Source organism: Bradyrhizobium sp. SOJA106 (assembly GCF_059448745.1).
Window position 1 is genome coordinate 7,187,985 of the sequence record NZ_CM182549.1, and the last position, 14,059, is coordinate 7,202,043.

General features: G+C 64.6%; 14 protein-coding genes. 4 read left to right on the forward strand and 10 right to left on the reverse strand.

Features of this window, described 5'->3' with window-relative positions; genetic code table 11:
- Window positions 1-99: 99 nt before the first annotated feature.
- The 4 genes from AC5V87_RS33880 to fliI form a co-directional block, all read right to left on the reverse strand.
- Window positions 100-1,143, reverse strand: a complete 1,044-nt coding sequence (locus AC5V87_RS33880) for an anti-sigma factor (protein ID WP_495369097.1) — start codon at window positions 1,141-1,143, stop codon at window positions 100-102.
- 74 nt (window positions 1,144-1,217) lie between these two features.
- The gene (locus tag AC5V87_RS33885; protein ID WP_456842772.1) at window positions 1,218-1,763 is read right to left on the reverse strand and encodes a sigma-70 family RNA polymerase sigma factor; all 546 of its coding nucleotides are present in this window, start codon (window positions 1,761-1,763) and stop codon (window positions 1,218-1,220) included.
- Window positions 1,764-2,079: 316 nt separating this feature from the next.
- The gene (gene fliJ, locus AC5V87_RS33890; protein WP_011084990.1) at window positions 2,080-2,499 is read right to left on the reverse strand and encodes a flagellar export protein FliJ; all 420 of its coding nucleotides are present in this window, start codon (window positions 2,497-2,499) and stop codon (window positions 2,080-2,082) included.
- Window positions 2,500-2,620: 121 nt separating this feature from the next.
- A complete protein-coding gene (gene fliI / locus AC5V87_RS33895; protein ID WP_495369098.1) occupies window positions 2,621-3,946 on the reverse strand; it encodes a flagellar protein export ATPase FliI in 1,326 nt (441 codons plus the stop codon).
- A 400-nt stretch (window positions 3,947-4,346) separates the two neighbouring features.
- On the opposite strand from fliI, the gene ctrA reads away from it, so the two are divergent.
- From ctrA to AC5V87_RS33915, 4 genes are all read left to right on the forward strand, one after another.
- Window positions 4,347-5,048, forward strand: coding sequence for a response regulator transcription factor CtrA (gene ctrA, locus AC5V87_RS33900; protein WP_016848562.1), 702 nt, complete (start codon window positions 4,347-4,349; stop codon window positions 5,046-5,048).
- A 160-nt stretch (window positions 5,049-5,208) separates the two neighbouring features.
- Window positions 5,209-5,613 (forward strand): DUF350 domain-containing protein, encoded by a 405-nt coding sequence (locus AC5V87_RS33905; RefSeq protein WP_495371996.1) that lies wholly within the window; start codon window positions 5,209-5,211, stop codon window positions 5,611-5,613.
- A 1-nt stretch (window position 5,614) separates the two neighbouring features.
- Window positions 5,615-6,007: a hypothetical protein gene (locus AC5V87_RS33910; protein ID WP_456842770.1), complete on the forward strand. Its 393-nt coding sequence runs from the start codon at window positions 5,615-5,617 to the stop codon at window positions 6,005-6,007.
- Window positions 6,008-6,010: 3 nt separating this feature from the next.
- Window positions 6,011-7,171: a glutathionylspermidine synthase family protein gene (locus tag AC5V87_RS33915; RefSeq protein WP_495369099.1), complete on the forward strand. Its 1,161-nt coding sequence runs from the start codon at window positions 6,011-6,013 to the stop codon at window positions 7,169-7,171.
- A 156-nt stretch (window positions 7,172-7,327) separates the two neighbouring features.
- Here the strand turns inward: AC5V87_RS33915 and AC5V87_RS33920 are convergent, their stop codons facing one another.
- The 6 genes from AC5V87_RS33920 to AC5V87_RS33945 all read right to left on the reverse strand — a co-directional run bounded on the left by AC5V87_RS33920 (window position 7,328) and on the right by AC5V87_RS33945 (window position 14,041).
- On the reverse strand, window positions 7,328-7,798 hold the full coding sequence (locus tag AC5V87_RS33920) for a hypothetical protein (RefSeq protein ID WP_456842768.1): 471 nt from the start codon (window positions 7,796-7,798) through the stop codon (window positions 7,328-7,330).
- 260 nt (window positions 7,799-8,058) lie between these two features.
- Window positions 8,059-8,931 carry a CheR family methyltransferase gene (locus tag AC5V87_RS33925; protein WP_495369100.1) on the reverse strand — a complete coding sequence of 291 codons (873 nt, stop codon included), beginning with the start codon at window positions 8,929-8,931 and terminating at the stop codon, window positions 8,059-8,061.
- Window positions 8,928-10,121 (reverse strand): protein-glutamate methylesterase/protein-glutamine glutaminase, encoded by a 1,194-nt coding sequence (locus AC5V87_RS33930; RefSeq protein WP_495369101.1) that lies wholly within the window; start codon window positions 10,119-10,121, stop codon window positions 8,928-8,930. The genes AC5V87_RS33925 and AC5V87_RS33930 overlap by 4 nt, the downstream gene beginning before the upstream one ends.
- Window positions 10,122-10,195: 74 nt before the next feature.
- Window positions 10,196-10,561 carry a response regulator gene (locus AC5V87_RS33935; RefSeq protein ID WP_007600538.1) on the reverse strand — a complete coding sequence of 122 codons (366 nt, stop codon included), beginning with the start codon at window positions 10,559-10,561 and terminating at the stop codon, window positions 10,196-10,198.
- Window positions 10,562-10,634: 73 nt separating this feature from the next.
- Window positions 10,635-11,105 (reverse strand): chemotaxis protein CheW, encoded by a 471-nt coding sequence (locus tag AC5V87_RS33940; protein ID WP_456842766.1) that lies wholly within the window; start codon window positions 11,103-11,105, stop codon window positions 10,635-10,637.
- 80 nt (window positions 11,106-11,185) lie between these two features.
- Entirely contained in the window at window positions 11,186-14,041 is a 2,856-nt protein-coding gene (locus AC5V87_RS33945; RefSeq protein ID WP_495369102.1) for a hybrid sensor histidine kinase/response regulator, read from the reverse strand.
- Window positions 14,042-14,059 lie beyond the last annotated feature (18 nt).

Sequence of the window (14,059 nt, forward strand, 5' to 3'; positions counted from 1 at the left end):
ATTTGACGCCCCGAATTGCGGGGAGGTTCAAATCGAGGCGGGATTTGTCGGAATGCGACGGCGGAATGGGCCGTGACGACAGAAAAACAGCTCAGTCGCCTACTTCTGCGCGGGCGCCTGCGGCTGGGACGGCGGCACGGTCTCGATCAGCTTGCCGGAAAACACCGGCGCGGAGGTCGGCTGTCCCGTGGGCGAGCCGCCGGCCTGCTCGACGGTGACCGCGTAGGTGGCGCCGCTGACGACGTCGGCATCGTAGGATCCGAGCACCGGACGTGCCGTGAAATCGCCGGAGCCGATCACGCCGAGCGAGCGTGGACGCGGCAGCTTGTCGGAGATCAGCCAGAGCTCAAAACTCTTGCCGGGCTCCGGCGTCGCGCCGACCTTGCGCAGGGTGAAATTCCGCGTCGCGCCGTCGATGGTGAGGATGAAGGCCGGGCCGCCGCCCTGGCCCTGCAACAGCGCCACGTATTGCGCGGAGGCGGCGAGCGGCGCCGCCGGCGTCTTCACCTCCACGGTCTGGATGCGCGGTGCGGGACGCAACGCGCCCGGCAGCGCCTCGGGCCGGAAGATCTGGAGCGACAGCGTCACCAGCAGCGCGGCCGCAAGCGCACCGACGGACGATGCAATGGTGCGCCAGCGCTTCACGCGGCTCTCGAGATAGATCACGTTGGTGTCGTCGACGATCGGCACCTGCTGCACGCGCACGACGTCGGGATCGGGCGCGTGGACCTGCGGCATGAAGACCGGCGCGATGTCACCAATCGCATCGGATGAGGTGCGCATCGTCTCGGGCTGCCCTGCCTCGGCAGGCTGCGGCTCCGGCGTCTGCTCCGATGGAAAGTCCGGCGGCGCCGTTTCGGCCGGCGGAGGTGGCGGCGGCTCGACTGCGGACGGGACCGGCGGCTCCTGCGCAAGCGCTGTGCGCTCGATCTCGGACCTGATGTTCTCCCACACGATCGGACGCGGCTCGATATTGCCGACCATCTGGTTGAGGGCGCCGAGCCGATAAGACCAGGCCTGCACGATGTCGGCGAACGCCTTGTCCACCGCCATCATGGTCTCGACCTGCGCGCGCTCCTCGGCGTCGAGCGTACCGAGCACATATTCCGCGGCGAGCGCGATATGGTCCTCCGTGTAGGCCATCACTGTCCTTCACCTCTTCCGAAGGGAACGGTGAAGCGAGAACGCTGCGCCAGCATACACACTCTCGTCATCCTCTAAAGTCCGAGGCACTCGCGGATATCCAACATGCTGCGACGCAGCCACGTCTTCACCGTGTTGACGGGCGCGGCAAATTTCTCCGCCAGCTGCTCGCGGCTCCAGCCGTTGTAATAGGCGAGAAGGACGAGCCTCTGACGATCCGGCTCGAGCCGGCCGATGCATTCCAGGAGCCGCTTCAATTCCTCCGTCATCTCCCGCCGGGCCAGCGGATCGGGGCTGTCGGCCGCAACCTCCATCGCCTGAGGCTCTTCCTCGATGGAGACTTCGGACTTCTTGCGGATGATATCGATGGCGCGGTTGCGCGCGATCGACGCCATCCACGTGATCGGCGACGACAAGGCCGGATTGAACTGGGCGGCCCCGTTCCAGATCTTGACATAGGTCTCCTGAATGACCTCCTCTGCGAGATCCTGTCGGCGCAAGATACGGAGCACGACGCCATAGAGTTTCGCCCGCGTGGCGACGTAGAGACGCTCGAACGCGGCCTGGTCGCCCTTCGCCACCGCCTCGATCAGCCCGACCAGCTCTGTCGGCGTCAGCATTCAGCCCCCTGAAACGCGGCCCGTCGCTTCCCTTCACCTCTCCCCGACGGGAAGAGATCGATTTGCGCAGCAAATCGGGTGAGGGGGTGCAGGGCCAACGGGAGACCGTCACCCCTCACCCGGCGCTCCGCGCCGACCTCTCCCAAGGGAGAGGTGGACACCGCCGTCGCTGGCACAGCATTCATTTCCGCTACCATAGCGCGCGGCAAAGCCGACCACCAAGTGGGCGCGGCGCCACACTGTGGACAGCAGATGCAAAAACCCGGACCTTGCGGTCCGGGTTTTGTGAATTCCCAGCAGGTATGCCCTGGCGCCTTCAGGCGACGGCCCCGATGCGGGCGCGCATCAGGCCGATGCTGTCGAGGTCCGCCTGCTCGCGGGCGTTCTCCTCGGCGCGTTCGCGGGCCTGGTCGCGCTCGTCGAGCAGCTCGACCTTCTTCAGCTCTTCGAAGGCCTCGGCCAGCGCGGCCTTGGCTTCGTCGAGCTGGCCCTTGAGTTCGTCCGCCGAGCGAGTCAGGTTCTCGCGGCGCTGGATCGCGGCCTTGGCATAGGTCGGATAGGCGAAATGCGAGGGATCGTTGATCCCGGCGCGCTCCTGCTCGGTCTGGATCTCGCGCTCGAGATCGACCGACATCCGCTGGAAGTCAGCGATCATGGTCTCGATCTGGGTGACGCGGCGGCGCTTCTCGTCGACCTGAAACTTCTTCAGGCGGATGAGGGTATCTCGTGACTTCATCGACTCGTACTCCCCAGAAGTCCCCTAGCTGCGCGTGGGACAACACCGGTCTCCCCACAGGCCCAATTTGGGCCAAGACCGGCTCTGCTACTCTGTGGGATCGGATGATGACGCGACAAAGTTAGCGTTCCGTTTCCAAATCACCGAGGATTTGCGCCAACTGGCGATAGCCGTCCGCCAGTGATGCATTTTCGTCCTTGCGCTGGCGCAGGAAGGCCTCGAGCGGCTCGTGCAGGCGGATCGCCTCGTCGACCTCCGGGCTGGAGCCGGCCCGGTAGGCCCCTAACCGGATCAACTCCTCCATGTCGGCATAGGTCGCCATCACCTGGCGCGCCCGCTGGATGATCGGCCAGAACTGCGGATCGGCCGATTTCGGCATGGTGCGGGAGACGGATTTGAGGATGTTGATGGCGGGGTAGCGGCCGCGCTCGGCGATCGAGCGCTGCATCACGATATGGCCGTCGAGGATGCCGCGCACCGCATCCGCGATCGGCTCGTTATGGTCGTCGCCGTCGACCAGCACCGTGAAGATCGCGGTGATGGCGCCCGCGCCCAGGCCCGGCCCAGCGCGTTCCAGCAGCTTCGGCAGTTCGGTGAATACTGTCGGCGTATAGCCCTTGGCGGTCGGCGGCTCGCCGGCGGAGAGGCCGATCTCGCGCTGCGCCATCGCAAAGCGCGTCACCGAGTCCATCAGGCAGAGGACATCCTTGTCCTCGTCGCGAAAATATTCGGCGACCGCGAGCGTCAGATACGCCGCCTGGCGGCGCATCAGCGCCGGCTCGTCGGAGGTCGCGACCACGACGACGGAACGCGCGAGGCCGTCCTCGCCGAGATCGTCCTGCAAGAACTCCTGCACCTCGCGGCCGCGTTCGCCGATCAGCCCGATGACGCTGACCGCGGCATCGACGTTGCGCGCGAGCATCGAGAGCAGCACCGATTTGCCGACGCCGGAGCCTGCGAAGATGCCCATGCGCTGGCCGCGGCAGCAGGTGAGGAAGGTGTTCATCGCGCGCACGCCGAGATCGAGCGGGCTGCCGACGCGCTTGCGCGAATGCGCCGGCGGCGGTGAATTGCGGTACGGCATCGGCGAGGAACCCTGCGGCAGCGGCCCCTTGCCGTCGATCGGCTCGCCCAGTGCGTTGACGACGCGGCCGAGCCAGGCCGACGACGGCCGCACTTGATTTGCGGCATTGGCGATCACCGCCTTGCAACCGCGGCGCACGCCGTCGAGACCGGCGAACGGCATCACGACGGCGTTGTTGCCGGAGAAGCCGATCACCTCACAAGGAATGGACCGGTTGGCGCCGGTCTCGATCACGAGCCGTGCGCCGACCGACATCGCATGGATGGGTCCGGCGACCTCGACCATCAGGCCGCGCACGCCGACCACGCGGCCATAAATGTTGACGCCGTCGATGTCGCCGATCTGTTCGGCCAAAGCCTTCATAAGGTGTGCGCCTTCATGATTTGGCCTTCACCGTGGAAACCTTAAGTTTCGCCATATTTCTGAACGGCGCTTAACTTCGTGTTTACCCGCATCATTAATCATTGCGTCACTGTCTTTGTGACTGAGCGTGACTCCCCTTCAGAAGAAGGCTGAGTCGCGGGAGTCGGTTAGCGCCGTCTCTTAAAGTGGAGCTTGAACGGAATCGGGTGACGAAAGCTGCTTCGCGCGCAAGACCTTAGGGCGATTCGACAAAAATTGCACCGGGGGGACTTGCGTTCCAGAATCAGGATTTGTTAACCATCTGTCGTCAGGATCCGAATCAGTTGTTCAAAGGCGTTTTGTTGAGTGCCGCGAATGCGGCCGACCTGACGCCCGGGAGCGGCGACTATGGGGAACTGGCATGCGCGTTTTGCTGATTGAAGATGACAGCGCCGTCGCGCAGTCGATCGAGCTGATGCTGAAGTCGGAGAGCTTCAACGTCTACACGACCGATTTGGGGGAAGAAGGCGTCGATCTCGGTAAGTTATACGATTACGACATTATTCTCCTCGACCTCAACCTGCCCGACATGTCCGGTTACGACGTGCTCAAGCAGCTGCGGGTCTCCAAGATCAAGACACCGATTCTGATCCTCTCCGGCCTCGCCGGCATCGAGGACAAGGTCAAGGGTCTCGGCGTCGGCGCCGACGACTACATGACCAAGCCCTTCCACAAGGACGAGCTGGTGGCCCGCATCCACGCGATCGTGCGCCGCTCCAAAGGCCATGCCCAGTCGGTCATCCAGACCGGCGATCTCGTTGTCAACCTCGACACCAAGACGGTGGAAGTCGGCGGCCAGCGCGTGCATCTGACCGGCAAGGAATATCAGATGCTGGAGCTGCTTTCGCTCCGCAAGGGCACGACCCTCACCAAGGAAATGTTCCTCAACCACCTCTATGGCGGCATGGATGAGCCCGAGTTGAAGATCATCGACGTCTTCATCTGCAAGCTCCGCAAGAAGCTGGCCAACGCCTCCGAAGGCCGCAACTTCATCGAGACCGTGTGGGGCCGCGGCTACGTGCTGCGCGAGCCGCACGAGGCCGACGAGCGCATCCCCGCCTGATCTCAGGGTTATGTCGCGAGCCCATGGGGCTCGCTCCTTCCAGCCTCGACCCCGCCGCAAATGGCGGGGTTTTGTTTTTTGGGACGCTTCATCCGAAGCTTAATCTTTGAACCGCTATCCTCCCGAGGCCGACGAATGGTCGCTGCACGACGGGGGAACGATGATCCTGCAATCACTTGCCGGCCTGCCCGCGTTCCTGGTCTATTTCTGCACCGGCCTGACCGCCATCATGGCGTATCTGTTCGTCTATACACGCATCACCCCGCACAACGAGTTTCAGCTGATCCGCGACAACGAGCCGGCCGCGGCGATCGCGCTCGGCCTCAGTCTGCTCGGCTTCGTGGCGCCGCTGGTCAGCGCCATCGCGCATTCGGCCAACGTGCTGGACTGCATGGTCTGGGCGATCATCGCGCTGATCGTGCAGATCATCGTGGTGTTTCTCGTCAAGGTGCCGGTGCCGAACCTGTCGGCGCGGATCGCCGCCGGCGAGCTCGCGCCCGCGATCTGGCTCGGGCTGTCCTCGTTCGCGGCAGGCCTCCTGAACGCGGCCTGCATGATCTACTGAGATGGCCGACAAACCCGCCAAAAAGGATTTCGGCAAGCGCCGGCCGCCCGCTGAGCCGCCGCCTCCGCGGCCGCCGGTGAAGCGCTCCGGCCATGTCGCGCTGCTGGTGATGGGCACGATCGCGGTCGGCACCACTGCCTACACGCTGATGCCGCGCCAGACCTGCGAACCCTCCCCCGGAGCCGTGCCGGAGCAGACGACAACGACGTGCACGAGCAGCAGCAGCAGTTCGGCAGGCGGCAGCGGCGGCTCGCGCGGGTCGTCGCGCTCAAGCTTCTTCAGCGCCGATTCATCGAGCCACTCCCCGTCGAGCACGTCGTCGGATTCAGGCTCGAGCAGCGTGAGCCGCGGCGGCTTCGGCTCGTTCGGCCATGGCTTTTCCGGCGGCGGCTGAACCATGCAACGCATTGCCTGCCTCGAGCGCGACGATTGGCGAGAGACCGCAGCGCGATACGGCTTCGCCTTCCACACCATTAACGGCGAGCGCTATTGGGACGAGCGCGCCTATTACGCCTTCACGCTTGACGAGATCGAGCGCGGCATCGAGACGCCGACCGGCGAGATCGACGCAATGTGCCTGGAACTCGCCGGCCGCGTCATCGGCGATGAGCGCTATTTGCGGCGTTTGAAGATCCCGGAAGCGTTCTGGAGCTTCATCGCCGAAAGCTGGAAGCGCGACGACCGCAGCCTCTACGGCCGGCTCGACTTGAAGTTCGACGGCCAAGGTCCGGCAAAGCTGCTCGAATACAATGCGGATACGCCGACCTCGATCTTCGAGGCCGCCGTGTTTCAATGGACCTGGCTCGAGCAGGCGATCGAACGCCGCATCATCCCGTCGCGCGCCGATCAGTTCAACTCGATCCACGAGCGGCTGATCGCGGCATGGACGGAGATCGCTGCTGGCCGCCATGTTCACCTCACCGGCGTGACCGGGAACGATGAAGACGCCGGCACGCTGGCTTATCTCGAGGACACCGCACGCCAGGCAGGGCTCTCGACCAGGCTGCTCGACATCGAGGAGGTCGGCTGGCGCGATGCGCCCGGCGGCTTCGTCGATCTCGACAATGACGATATCGCGCTCGCCTTCAAGCTCTATCCCTGGGAATGGATGTTCCAGGATGCCTTCGGTGCGAAGCTCGCGAGCGCAGCGACACGCTGGCTTGAGCCGCCATGGAAGGCGGTGCTCTCCAACAAGGGAATCCTGCCGCTGCTCTGGGAGATGTTTCCAAATCATCCCAATCTGCTGCCTGCCTTCTTCGAAGATGATCCGCGTGCCGCTGAGCTTGCGACTTCTTATGTGCGCAAGCCGCTGCTGTCGCGCGAAGGCGCCAATGTCACGCTGATCTCCGGCGGCATGCCGCTCGACGAGGAGGCGGGCCCCTATGGCGCTGAAGGTTTCATACGCCAGGCGTTGTCGCCGCTGCCGAATTTCTCAGGCAACTATCCGGTGATCGGAAGCTGGCTGGTGAACCACGTGCCGTGCGGCCTGTCGATCCGCGAGGACGAGAGCCCGATCACAGGCAACCGCTCGCGCTTCCTTCCTCATGCGATTTTGTGAAGTGCGCTCGCGACCTCATCGGCAAAGGCGCGCGAGCGCGAGTTTCGCGTGCCGGCCTAAAGCGCGATAGATTTGGATGAATCATTATCGCGCTTCAGGTTGTTGTTTGAGCATGATCTCTTCGGAAAACCGCTGCGCACTTTTCCGGATCATGCTCTACGGGGTCTTGACGATAAATCTTCCGTCGTACAGGCCGGCGCCCTTGAACCCACTTTGCACGCTCTCGAAGCCGCCCGTGCCCGTCGCGTTTGCGTACGTTCCGGTGCCCGACAAAATCGTATACTCGCCCTTTGCCTTTCCGTCCTTGACCGCGCCGGTGTAGCGCGCCGTGATCGAGGAGCCATCGTCGAAGGTGTAGGTGCTGTAGCCGAATATCGGTCCTGAGCCCTTGAGCAAGTCGGAGGAATTGACGAAGTCCTTCACGGCGATACGGCCGTCCTTGAAGAAGGCAACGCCGAACATCTTGCCGGACATGACTGTCTGTCCTTCGACATTCGCGACTTCAGTGACCTTGACGTCCACCGGCTTGGTGACGAGCTTGAATTCGAGCACCTGCTCGCCAGCAAGAGCGGTCGCGGGCAACGAGAGCGTCGCCAACAGGAAATAAGAGGCACAAGACATTCGCATGGTATGCCCTCCTCAAAATAGGTCATGATGTCGAACGAATTCCCGCCTCGGTCCGGCGGGACGATCGGGACCATAACACAACCGCCAGATGCTGATGAGGGTCGCGATCGCGTCGCATCACAGCGCGCGTTCTGCTGCGCGGTAGCGGAGTAATCTGCGCTGCTCAATTGCTGGTGATGCGTCACGCGCAAATGGAGGCGCCGGCAAGTACTGCCGGTCATCCGCAACAACGTCGCTCACTCCGATCGCCGCGCGGCAAATCACCTCGCCGCGGCAACCTTCAGCGGCTGCGGCATCAATCCGCCCATCGGACGGCCGGAGCGCGCGGGATTGAGCTGATAGAGACCGCGGCGCTCGGTGATGGGACGGAATGCATCGGTGATGCCGACAACGGATTCGGCGGCGCCAAGCAGCAGCGTGCCGTCGGCTTCCAACCCCTTCGCCATCCGCTCGAAGATCACCGCCTTGGTGTCCTGGTCGAAATAGATCAGCACGTTGCGGCAGAAGATCACGTCGAACGTGCCGAGATGGGAGAAGTCCTGCAACAAGTTGAGCTGGCGGAACTGCACCATGGCGCGGATGTCGGCGTTGAGCTGCCAGAGCTCGTCAACTTGCGTGAAGTACTTCATCAGGTGCTGGATCGGCAGGCCGCGCTGCACCTCGAACTGGCTGTAGACGCCGGCCTTGGATTTCTCCAGCACCTCCTGCGAAAGGTCGGTGGCGATGATCTCGATGCGCCAGCCGGCCAGAGCCGCGCCCATCTCCTTCACGCACATCGCGATCGAATAGGGCTCCTGCCCCGTCGAGGACGCCGCCGACCAGATACGCAAAGACTTGCGCGCCGCGCGCGCCTGGATCAGGCCCGGCAGGATGGTTTCGCGCAAATGATCGAACGGGATCTTGTCGCGGTAGAAGAAGGTCTCGTTGGTGGTCATCGCTTCGACCACGTCGGTCGCAAGCCGGCCGTCGCCGTTCCTGATCTTCAGCACGAGATCGGGAATGCCTGATAGACTTGCCTTGCGCGCGAGCGGCAGCAAGCGGCTCTCCACCAGATACTGCTTGTCGGCGGAGAGATCGAGGCCGGAGCGCTCTTTCAGGAACTTGCGCAGATAATCGTAATCTGCGGGCGTCACGAGCGGTCTCCCGCAAACAGGCGGTTGACCTTGGCGCCGATCTGGTTGAGCGGCAGGATCGCCGCGCAGATGCCCGCATTGGCAGCCGCGCCCGGCATGCCCCAGACCACGCTGGAGGCTTCGTCCTGCGCGATCACGCTGCCGCCGGCCGCGACGATGTCCTTGCCGCCGCGCATGCCGTCCGAGCCCATGCCCGTCAGAATCACCGAGAGAATGCCGCCGTGCCAGATGTCGATGGCGGAGGTGAACAACGGATCGACCGCGGGCTTGCAGAAATTGACGGCCGGCCCGTCATCGAGCGCGATCGCGACGTCCGCACCGCTGCGCGCGACTCGCATGTGCTTGCCGCCGGGCGCCAGATAAATCCGTCCCGGCTTCACCGGCTCGCCATCGACCGCCTCGGCTGCCGGCCGGCGGCTCGAACGCGCCAGATGCTCGGCGAGAATGGTGGTGAAGGTCGGCGGCATGTGCTGGGTGATCAGCACCGGGAAGCGGTCGATCACCGAGCCAAGCTCGGTGACGAGCGCCATCAGCGCTTGCGGGCCGCCGGTCGAGGAGCCGATCAGCAGCACCTTCGGAACCTGAGTCGAGAACGGGCGTGTCGACAGCGCTCCTGACGACGGCGCATGCACGGTCGGCGCCGGCGCAGCAGGCCGCGCAACGATAGGTCCGCGTGCGGCCGGAGCCGGGCTCGCGGGCGCCAGCGGCGGGCTCGCAATGGCGGTCTTGCGGCGCAGCCGCGCGCCGAGGTGACGGATCTTCTGGATCAGGTCATGATGAAAGATGTCCGCGGCCTGCGCCTCGCGCGTCGATTCCGGTTTCGGAATGTAGTCGGCCGCGCCGAGCGACAGCGCCTTGAAGCTGATCTCCGCGTTGCGGCGGGTCAGGGTCGAAGCCATGATGATGACGAGGTCGCGCTTCTTTGCCAGCAGTCGCGGCAGCGCCGATAGGCCGTCGAGCTCGGGCATTTCGATGTCGAGCACGGCAACGTCGGGATTGATGCGTTCGAGCTGGTTGACCGCCTCGAGTCCGGTGCGCAAGGAGGCTGCGACCTCCATGTCGTGCTCGGCACCGATCCAGCGCGAGATCAGACCGCGGATGACGACGGAATCGTCGACGATCATCACCCGCAGCGGCCCGGCTTCGCGCGAGGGACCCGTGGTCGAATTACCTGCGAACGCAACACTCATTACTCACCAACTCAGACTGAAACGGTTCAGTTGAAACAATCGCCGAAGGATCCGTTCAGCCTCCGGGCGTTCGCTCAGATCAGGCCGACTTCCTGGAATTTCGCCGTCACGATGTCCTTGTCGAACGGCTTCATGATGTACTCGTTGGCGCCGGCGTGCAGCGCGCGCGCGATATGCGCGACGTCGTTCTCGGTGGTGCAGAACACCACCTTCGGCTGGTCGCCGCCCGGCATGCGCCTCAGGTGGCCGAGGAATTCGTAGCCGTCCATCACGGGCATGTTCCAGTCGAGCAGCACCGCATCGGGCAGACCGCGCTTGCAGGCCTCCAGCGCCTTCTCACCGTCTTCGGCTTCGAGGATCTGGAAGTCGAGGCCCTCCAGGATCCGGCGCGCAACCTTGCGGATGACGCTGGAATCATCAACGACGAGACAAGTTCGCATGTGAACCTCTGCTTCCTCCCCCTTTGCCGGGGGCACTTCCGATTGCAAGTCGTTGGCGGCGCTTGCTGCCGTATCAGGCCGCCATCATCTCGGGCGCGAGCTCGAGCACGCGGTCGACGTCGAGGACGACCATGAGCTGGCCCTCGAGACGGTGGACGCCGCCGGCGAGCTTGGCCATGCGGGGATCGAGGTTGACGGGGTTTTCCTCCTTGCCGTCCTCGGGCAGGCGCAGCACCTCGCCGATCTGGTCGATCAGAAGGCCGTAGGATTCACCGCGCAGATCGACGCCGACCGCCATCGGCGCCTTGCCGTCCTCGGCCTTGGGCAGGCCGAGACGGGCGCGCATGTCGATCACGGTGACGATGCGGCCGCGCAGGTTCAACACGCCCGCGATCTCGCGGGAGGCGAGCGGCACGCGGGTGACGCGCTCGGGCATGAACACGTCCTGGACGCGCGAGATCGGCAGGCCGAACAGCTGGCCGCCGATCATCGCGGTGACGTATTCGACCATGGCGCCTTCGGCGGACTGGGTCTTCTTGCTCATTGGCGAACTCCTCGTCCCGTTCCTTAGGTTTTGAGCATGATCTGATCGGAAAACCGCTTCACACTTTTCCGGATCATGCTCTAGGCCGCTGCCCGGCTCAGCTCGGAGACGCCGGCCGCGCCCGCGGTCTGCTCCTTCAGCGCCGCGATCAGGCCGGGACGGTCGAACTTGGCGACATAGTCGTGGAAGCCGGCCTGCCGGCCGCGCTCGATCGCCGCCGGCGACACCAGCGCCGACAGGCCGATGATCGGCGTGGCCGCGAGGTTGTTGTCGGAGCGGATCACTTCCGCGAACTCGAACCCGTTCATGTCAGGCATCTCGATGTCGGTCAGGATCACGTCGAAGCTTTGCGCGCGCAGGGCCGCGAGGCCCTCCTGCGCGGTCGGCGCGGTGCGGACGCGGTAGCCGGCCGCCTTCAGCACGGGCGCCAGCATGTTGCGGAAGAAGGCGCTGTCGTCGACCAGCAGCACCGACTGCGAATGCATCGACGGCTTCATCTCCTTGCGGGTGAACCAGTCGGCGAACGCCATCGGCAGGAAGTGGCCGACGTCGATCACTTCGGTGGCCTGGCCCTTGATCACGGCCGAGCCGAGAATGCCGGAGGAGGAGCCGCCGACCTCGATGTTGAGCCGTTCCTCGACGATGTCGATGATCTCGTCGACGACGAGGCCCATGGAGCGGCCGTCGTCGGCGAACACCAGGATCGGCTGGGCGCCCTGGCTCGCGATGGTGACGCTCTCCATGGCGACCAGCGGCATCAGCTGCTCGCGGTACTGCACCATGTAGCGGCCGTTGGAGAACTCGATCTTGTCGGCGGGCAGCTCTTCCAGGCGCGTGACGAGGCCAAGCGGGACCGCCTTGGGCTGCGACGAGCCGGCGCGGAACACCAGCAGCGAGGTGGTCTGCTCGCCCGAGCCGATGTGATGGCCGGCGCCCTCGTCGGCCATGTCATGGGCCGAGGAGCCGGAGGCGCCGAGCGCTTTGGCGATGCCGTTGGGGTCGATGATCATGATGACGGCGCCATCGCCCAAAATGGTGTTGCCGGAGAACATGTCGATGTGACGCAGCTTCGTCGACATCGGCTTGACCACGATTTCTTCGGTGTGGAACACGCCGTCGACGACGATGCCGAAGGTCTGGCTGCCCACTTGCGTCACCACGATGAAGCCGTTCTCGGGATCGGAGGCCGCGCCGTCGTCGATCTTGAGCAGCTTCTTGAGATGGATCAGCGGCAGGAGCTTGTTGCGCAGGCGCAGCACCGCGGTGTCCTTGATGCGCTCGATGCGGTGCTCGGAGTTGGCGCGGGCGCGGACCAGCTCGACCACCGAGAGCTGCGGGATCGCAAAGCGGTCGCCGGCAGCTTCCACGATCAGCGCGGAGACGATGGCGAGGGTCAGCGGGATCTTGATGGTGACGGAGGAGCCTTCGCCGGCCACCGACTTGATGTCGATGGTGCCGCCGATCTGGTCGATATTGGTGCGGACCACGTCCATGCCGACGCCGCGGCCGGAGACCGAGGTGACGGCGGCCGCGGTGGAGAAGCCGGGCGCGAAGATGAACTTGTGAATCTGCGCTTCGCTCATCTTCTCGAGCTCGGCCTCGGTGACGAGACCGGACGAGAGCGCCTTGGCCTTGATCTTCTCGGTGTTGAGGCCTCTTCCGTTGTCGGCGATGCAGATGATGATGTGGCCGCCCTCGTGGTAGGCGGACAGGCGAATGGTGCCCTGCTCGCCCTTGCCGCTCGCCAAGCGCTCGGCGGGGGTCTCGAGGCCGTGATCGGCGGAGTTGCGCACCATGTGGGTGAGCGGGTCCTTGATCAGGTCGAGCACCTGGCGGTCAAGCTCGGTGTCGGCGCCGTGCATCTCCAATTCGATCTGCTTGCCGAGTTCGCTGGAGAGGTCGCGGACGATGCGGGGCAGCTTCTGCCAGGCGTTGCCGATCGGCTGCATGCGCGTCTTCATGACGCCTTCCTGCAGCTCGGCGGTGACGTTGGAGAGGCGCTGCAGCGGCACCTTGAACTCGGTGTCCTCGTTGCGGCGGGAGATCTCCAAAAGCTGGTTGCGGGTCAAGACCAGCTCGGAGACCATGGTCATCAAATGCTCCAGCGTATCCACGTTGACGCGGATCGACTGGTTGGCGACGCGGTCGCCCTCGCCGGCACTCTCGTCGGCCATCGACTTCTTCGGCGCGGCCTTTTCCTTGGCGGGCTTGGCGGTTTCCTTGGCCTGCTTCGCTGCTTGCTTGGCGGCAGGCGCCTCGGCAGCCGGCGCGGGCTCGGCCTTGGCCACCGGGGCGGGGACCGGCGCTTCGATCGCGGTCTCGCGGAAGGCGCGCTCGAGCTCGTCGAGCGAGACTTCGCCCGGACGCAGCGGACGCTCCAGCGTCTGCTCGACCAGCGAGCCGGTGGTCATCTCTTTTGCCGGGGCCGGCTTGGCTTCGGCACCAGGTGCGTCCGGCACCAGCGGCGGCGCTTCGGCAACGGGAGCAGAGCTTCCCGCGGCCGGCATCGGCTGCGCCGAGCCTGACGCGATCGGCGAAGCCGACGCTGACATCGCCGCCATGCCCTGCTCGACCATCGCTTCCAGCTTGTCGATGAGATCGCGGTCGTTGCCCTCGGGCTCGGCTTCGGTCGCCTCGAGGCCGGCGAGGATCTCCTTGATGCGGTCGATCGAGGACAGGATCACCGTCACGGCCTGCCCGGTTACCGGCATGCCGTCGCGGAATTTGCCCATCAGGGTCTCGCCGGCATGCGCCAGCGCTTCGAGCCGCGGCAGGCCGAGGAAGCCGCAGGTGCCCTTGATGGTGTGGACCAGGCGGAAGATGTTATCCAGGATCTTGGCGTTGTTCGGCTCCTGCTCGAACTTCACCAGCTGATTGTCGACGGTGTCCAGGCTCTCGCTGGTCTCCGTCAAGAACTCCCGCAACAGATCATCCATGAAAACAGGCCTTCATAC

Excerpts from the sequence above, each read along its gene's own strand:
- AC5V87_RS33910 (WP_456842770.1), top strand. The coding sequence starts at position 5,615 with ATGGCCGACAAACCCGCCAAAAAGGATTTCGGCAAGCGCCGGCCGCCC.
- AC5V87_RS33940 (WP_456842766.1), bottom strand. The coding sequence starts at position 11,105 with ATGAGCAAGAAGACCCAGTCCGCCGAAGGCGCCATGGTCGAATACGTC.
- ctrA (WP_016848562.1), top strand. The coding sequence starts at position 4,347 with ATGCGCGTTTTGCTGATTGAAGATGACAGCGCCGTCGCGCAGTCGATC.
- fliI (WP_495369098.1), bottom strand. The coding sequence starts at position 3,946 with ATGAAGGCTTTGGCCGAACAGATCGGCGACATCGACGGCGTCAACATT.
- AC5V87_RS33945 (WP_495369102.1), bottom strand. The coding sequence starts at position 14,041 with ATGGATGATCTGTTGCGGGAGTTCTTGACGGAGACCAGCGAGAGCCTG.
- fliJ (WP_011084990.1), bottom strand. The coding sequence starts at position 2,499 with ATGAAGTCACGAGATACCCTCATCCGCCTGAAGAAGTTTCAGGTCGAC.
- AC5V87_RS33905 (WP_495371996.1), top strand. The coding sequence starts at position 5,209 with ATGATCCTGCAATCACTTGCCGGCCTGCCCGCGTTCCTGGTCTATTTC.
- AC5V87_RS33915 (WP_495369099.1), top strand. The coding sequence starts at position 6,011 with ATGCAACGCATTGCCTGCCTCGAGCGCGACGATTGGCGAGAGACCGCA.
- AC5V87_RS33930 (WP_495369101.1), bottom strand. The coding sequence starts at position 10,121 with ATGAGTGTTGCGTTCGCAGGTAATTCGACCACGGGTCCCTCGCGCGAA.
- AC5V87_RS33880 (WP_495369097.1), bottom strand. The coding sequence starts at position 1,143 with ATGGCCTACACGGAGGACCATATCGCGCTCGCCGCGGAATATGTGCTC.
- AC5V87_RS33920 (WP_456842768.1), bottom strand. The coding sequence starts at position 7,798 with ATGCGAATGTCTTGTGCCTCTTATTTCCTGTTGGCGACGCTCTCGTTG.
- AC5V87_RS33935 (WP_007600538.1), bottom strand. The coding sequence starts at position 10,561 with ATGCGAACTTGTCTCGTCGTTGATGATTCCAGCGTCATCCGCAAGGTT.
- AC5V87_RS33885 (WP_456842772.1), bottom strand. The coding sequence starts at position 1,763 with ATGCTGACGCCGACAGAGCTGGTCGGGCTGATCGAGGCGGTGGCGAAG.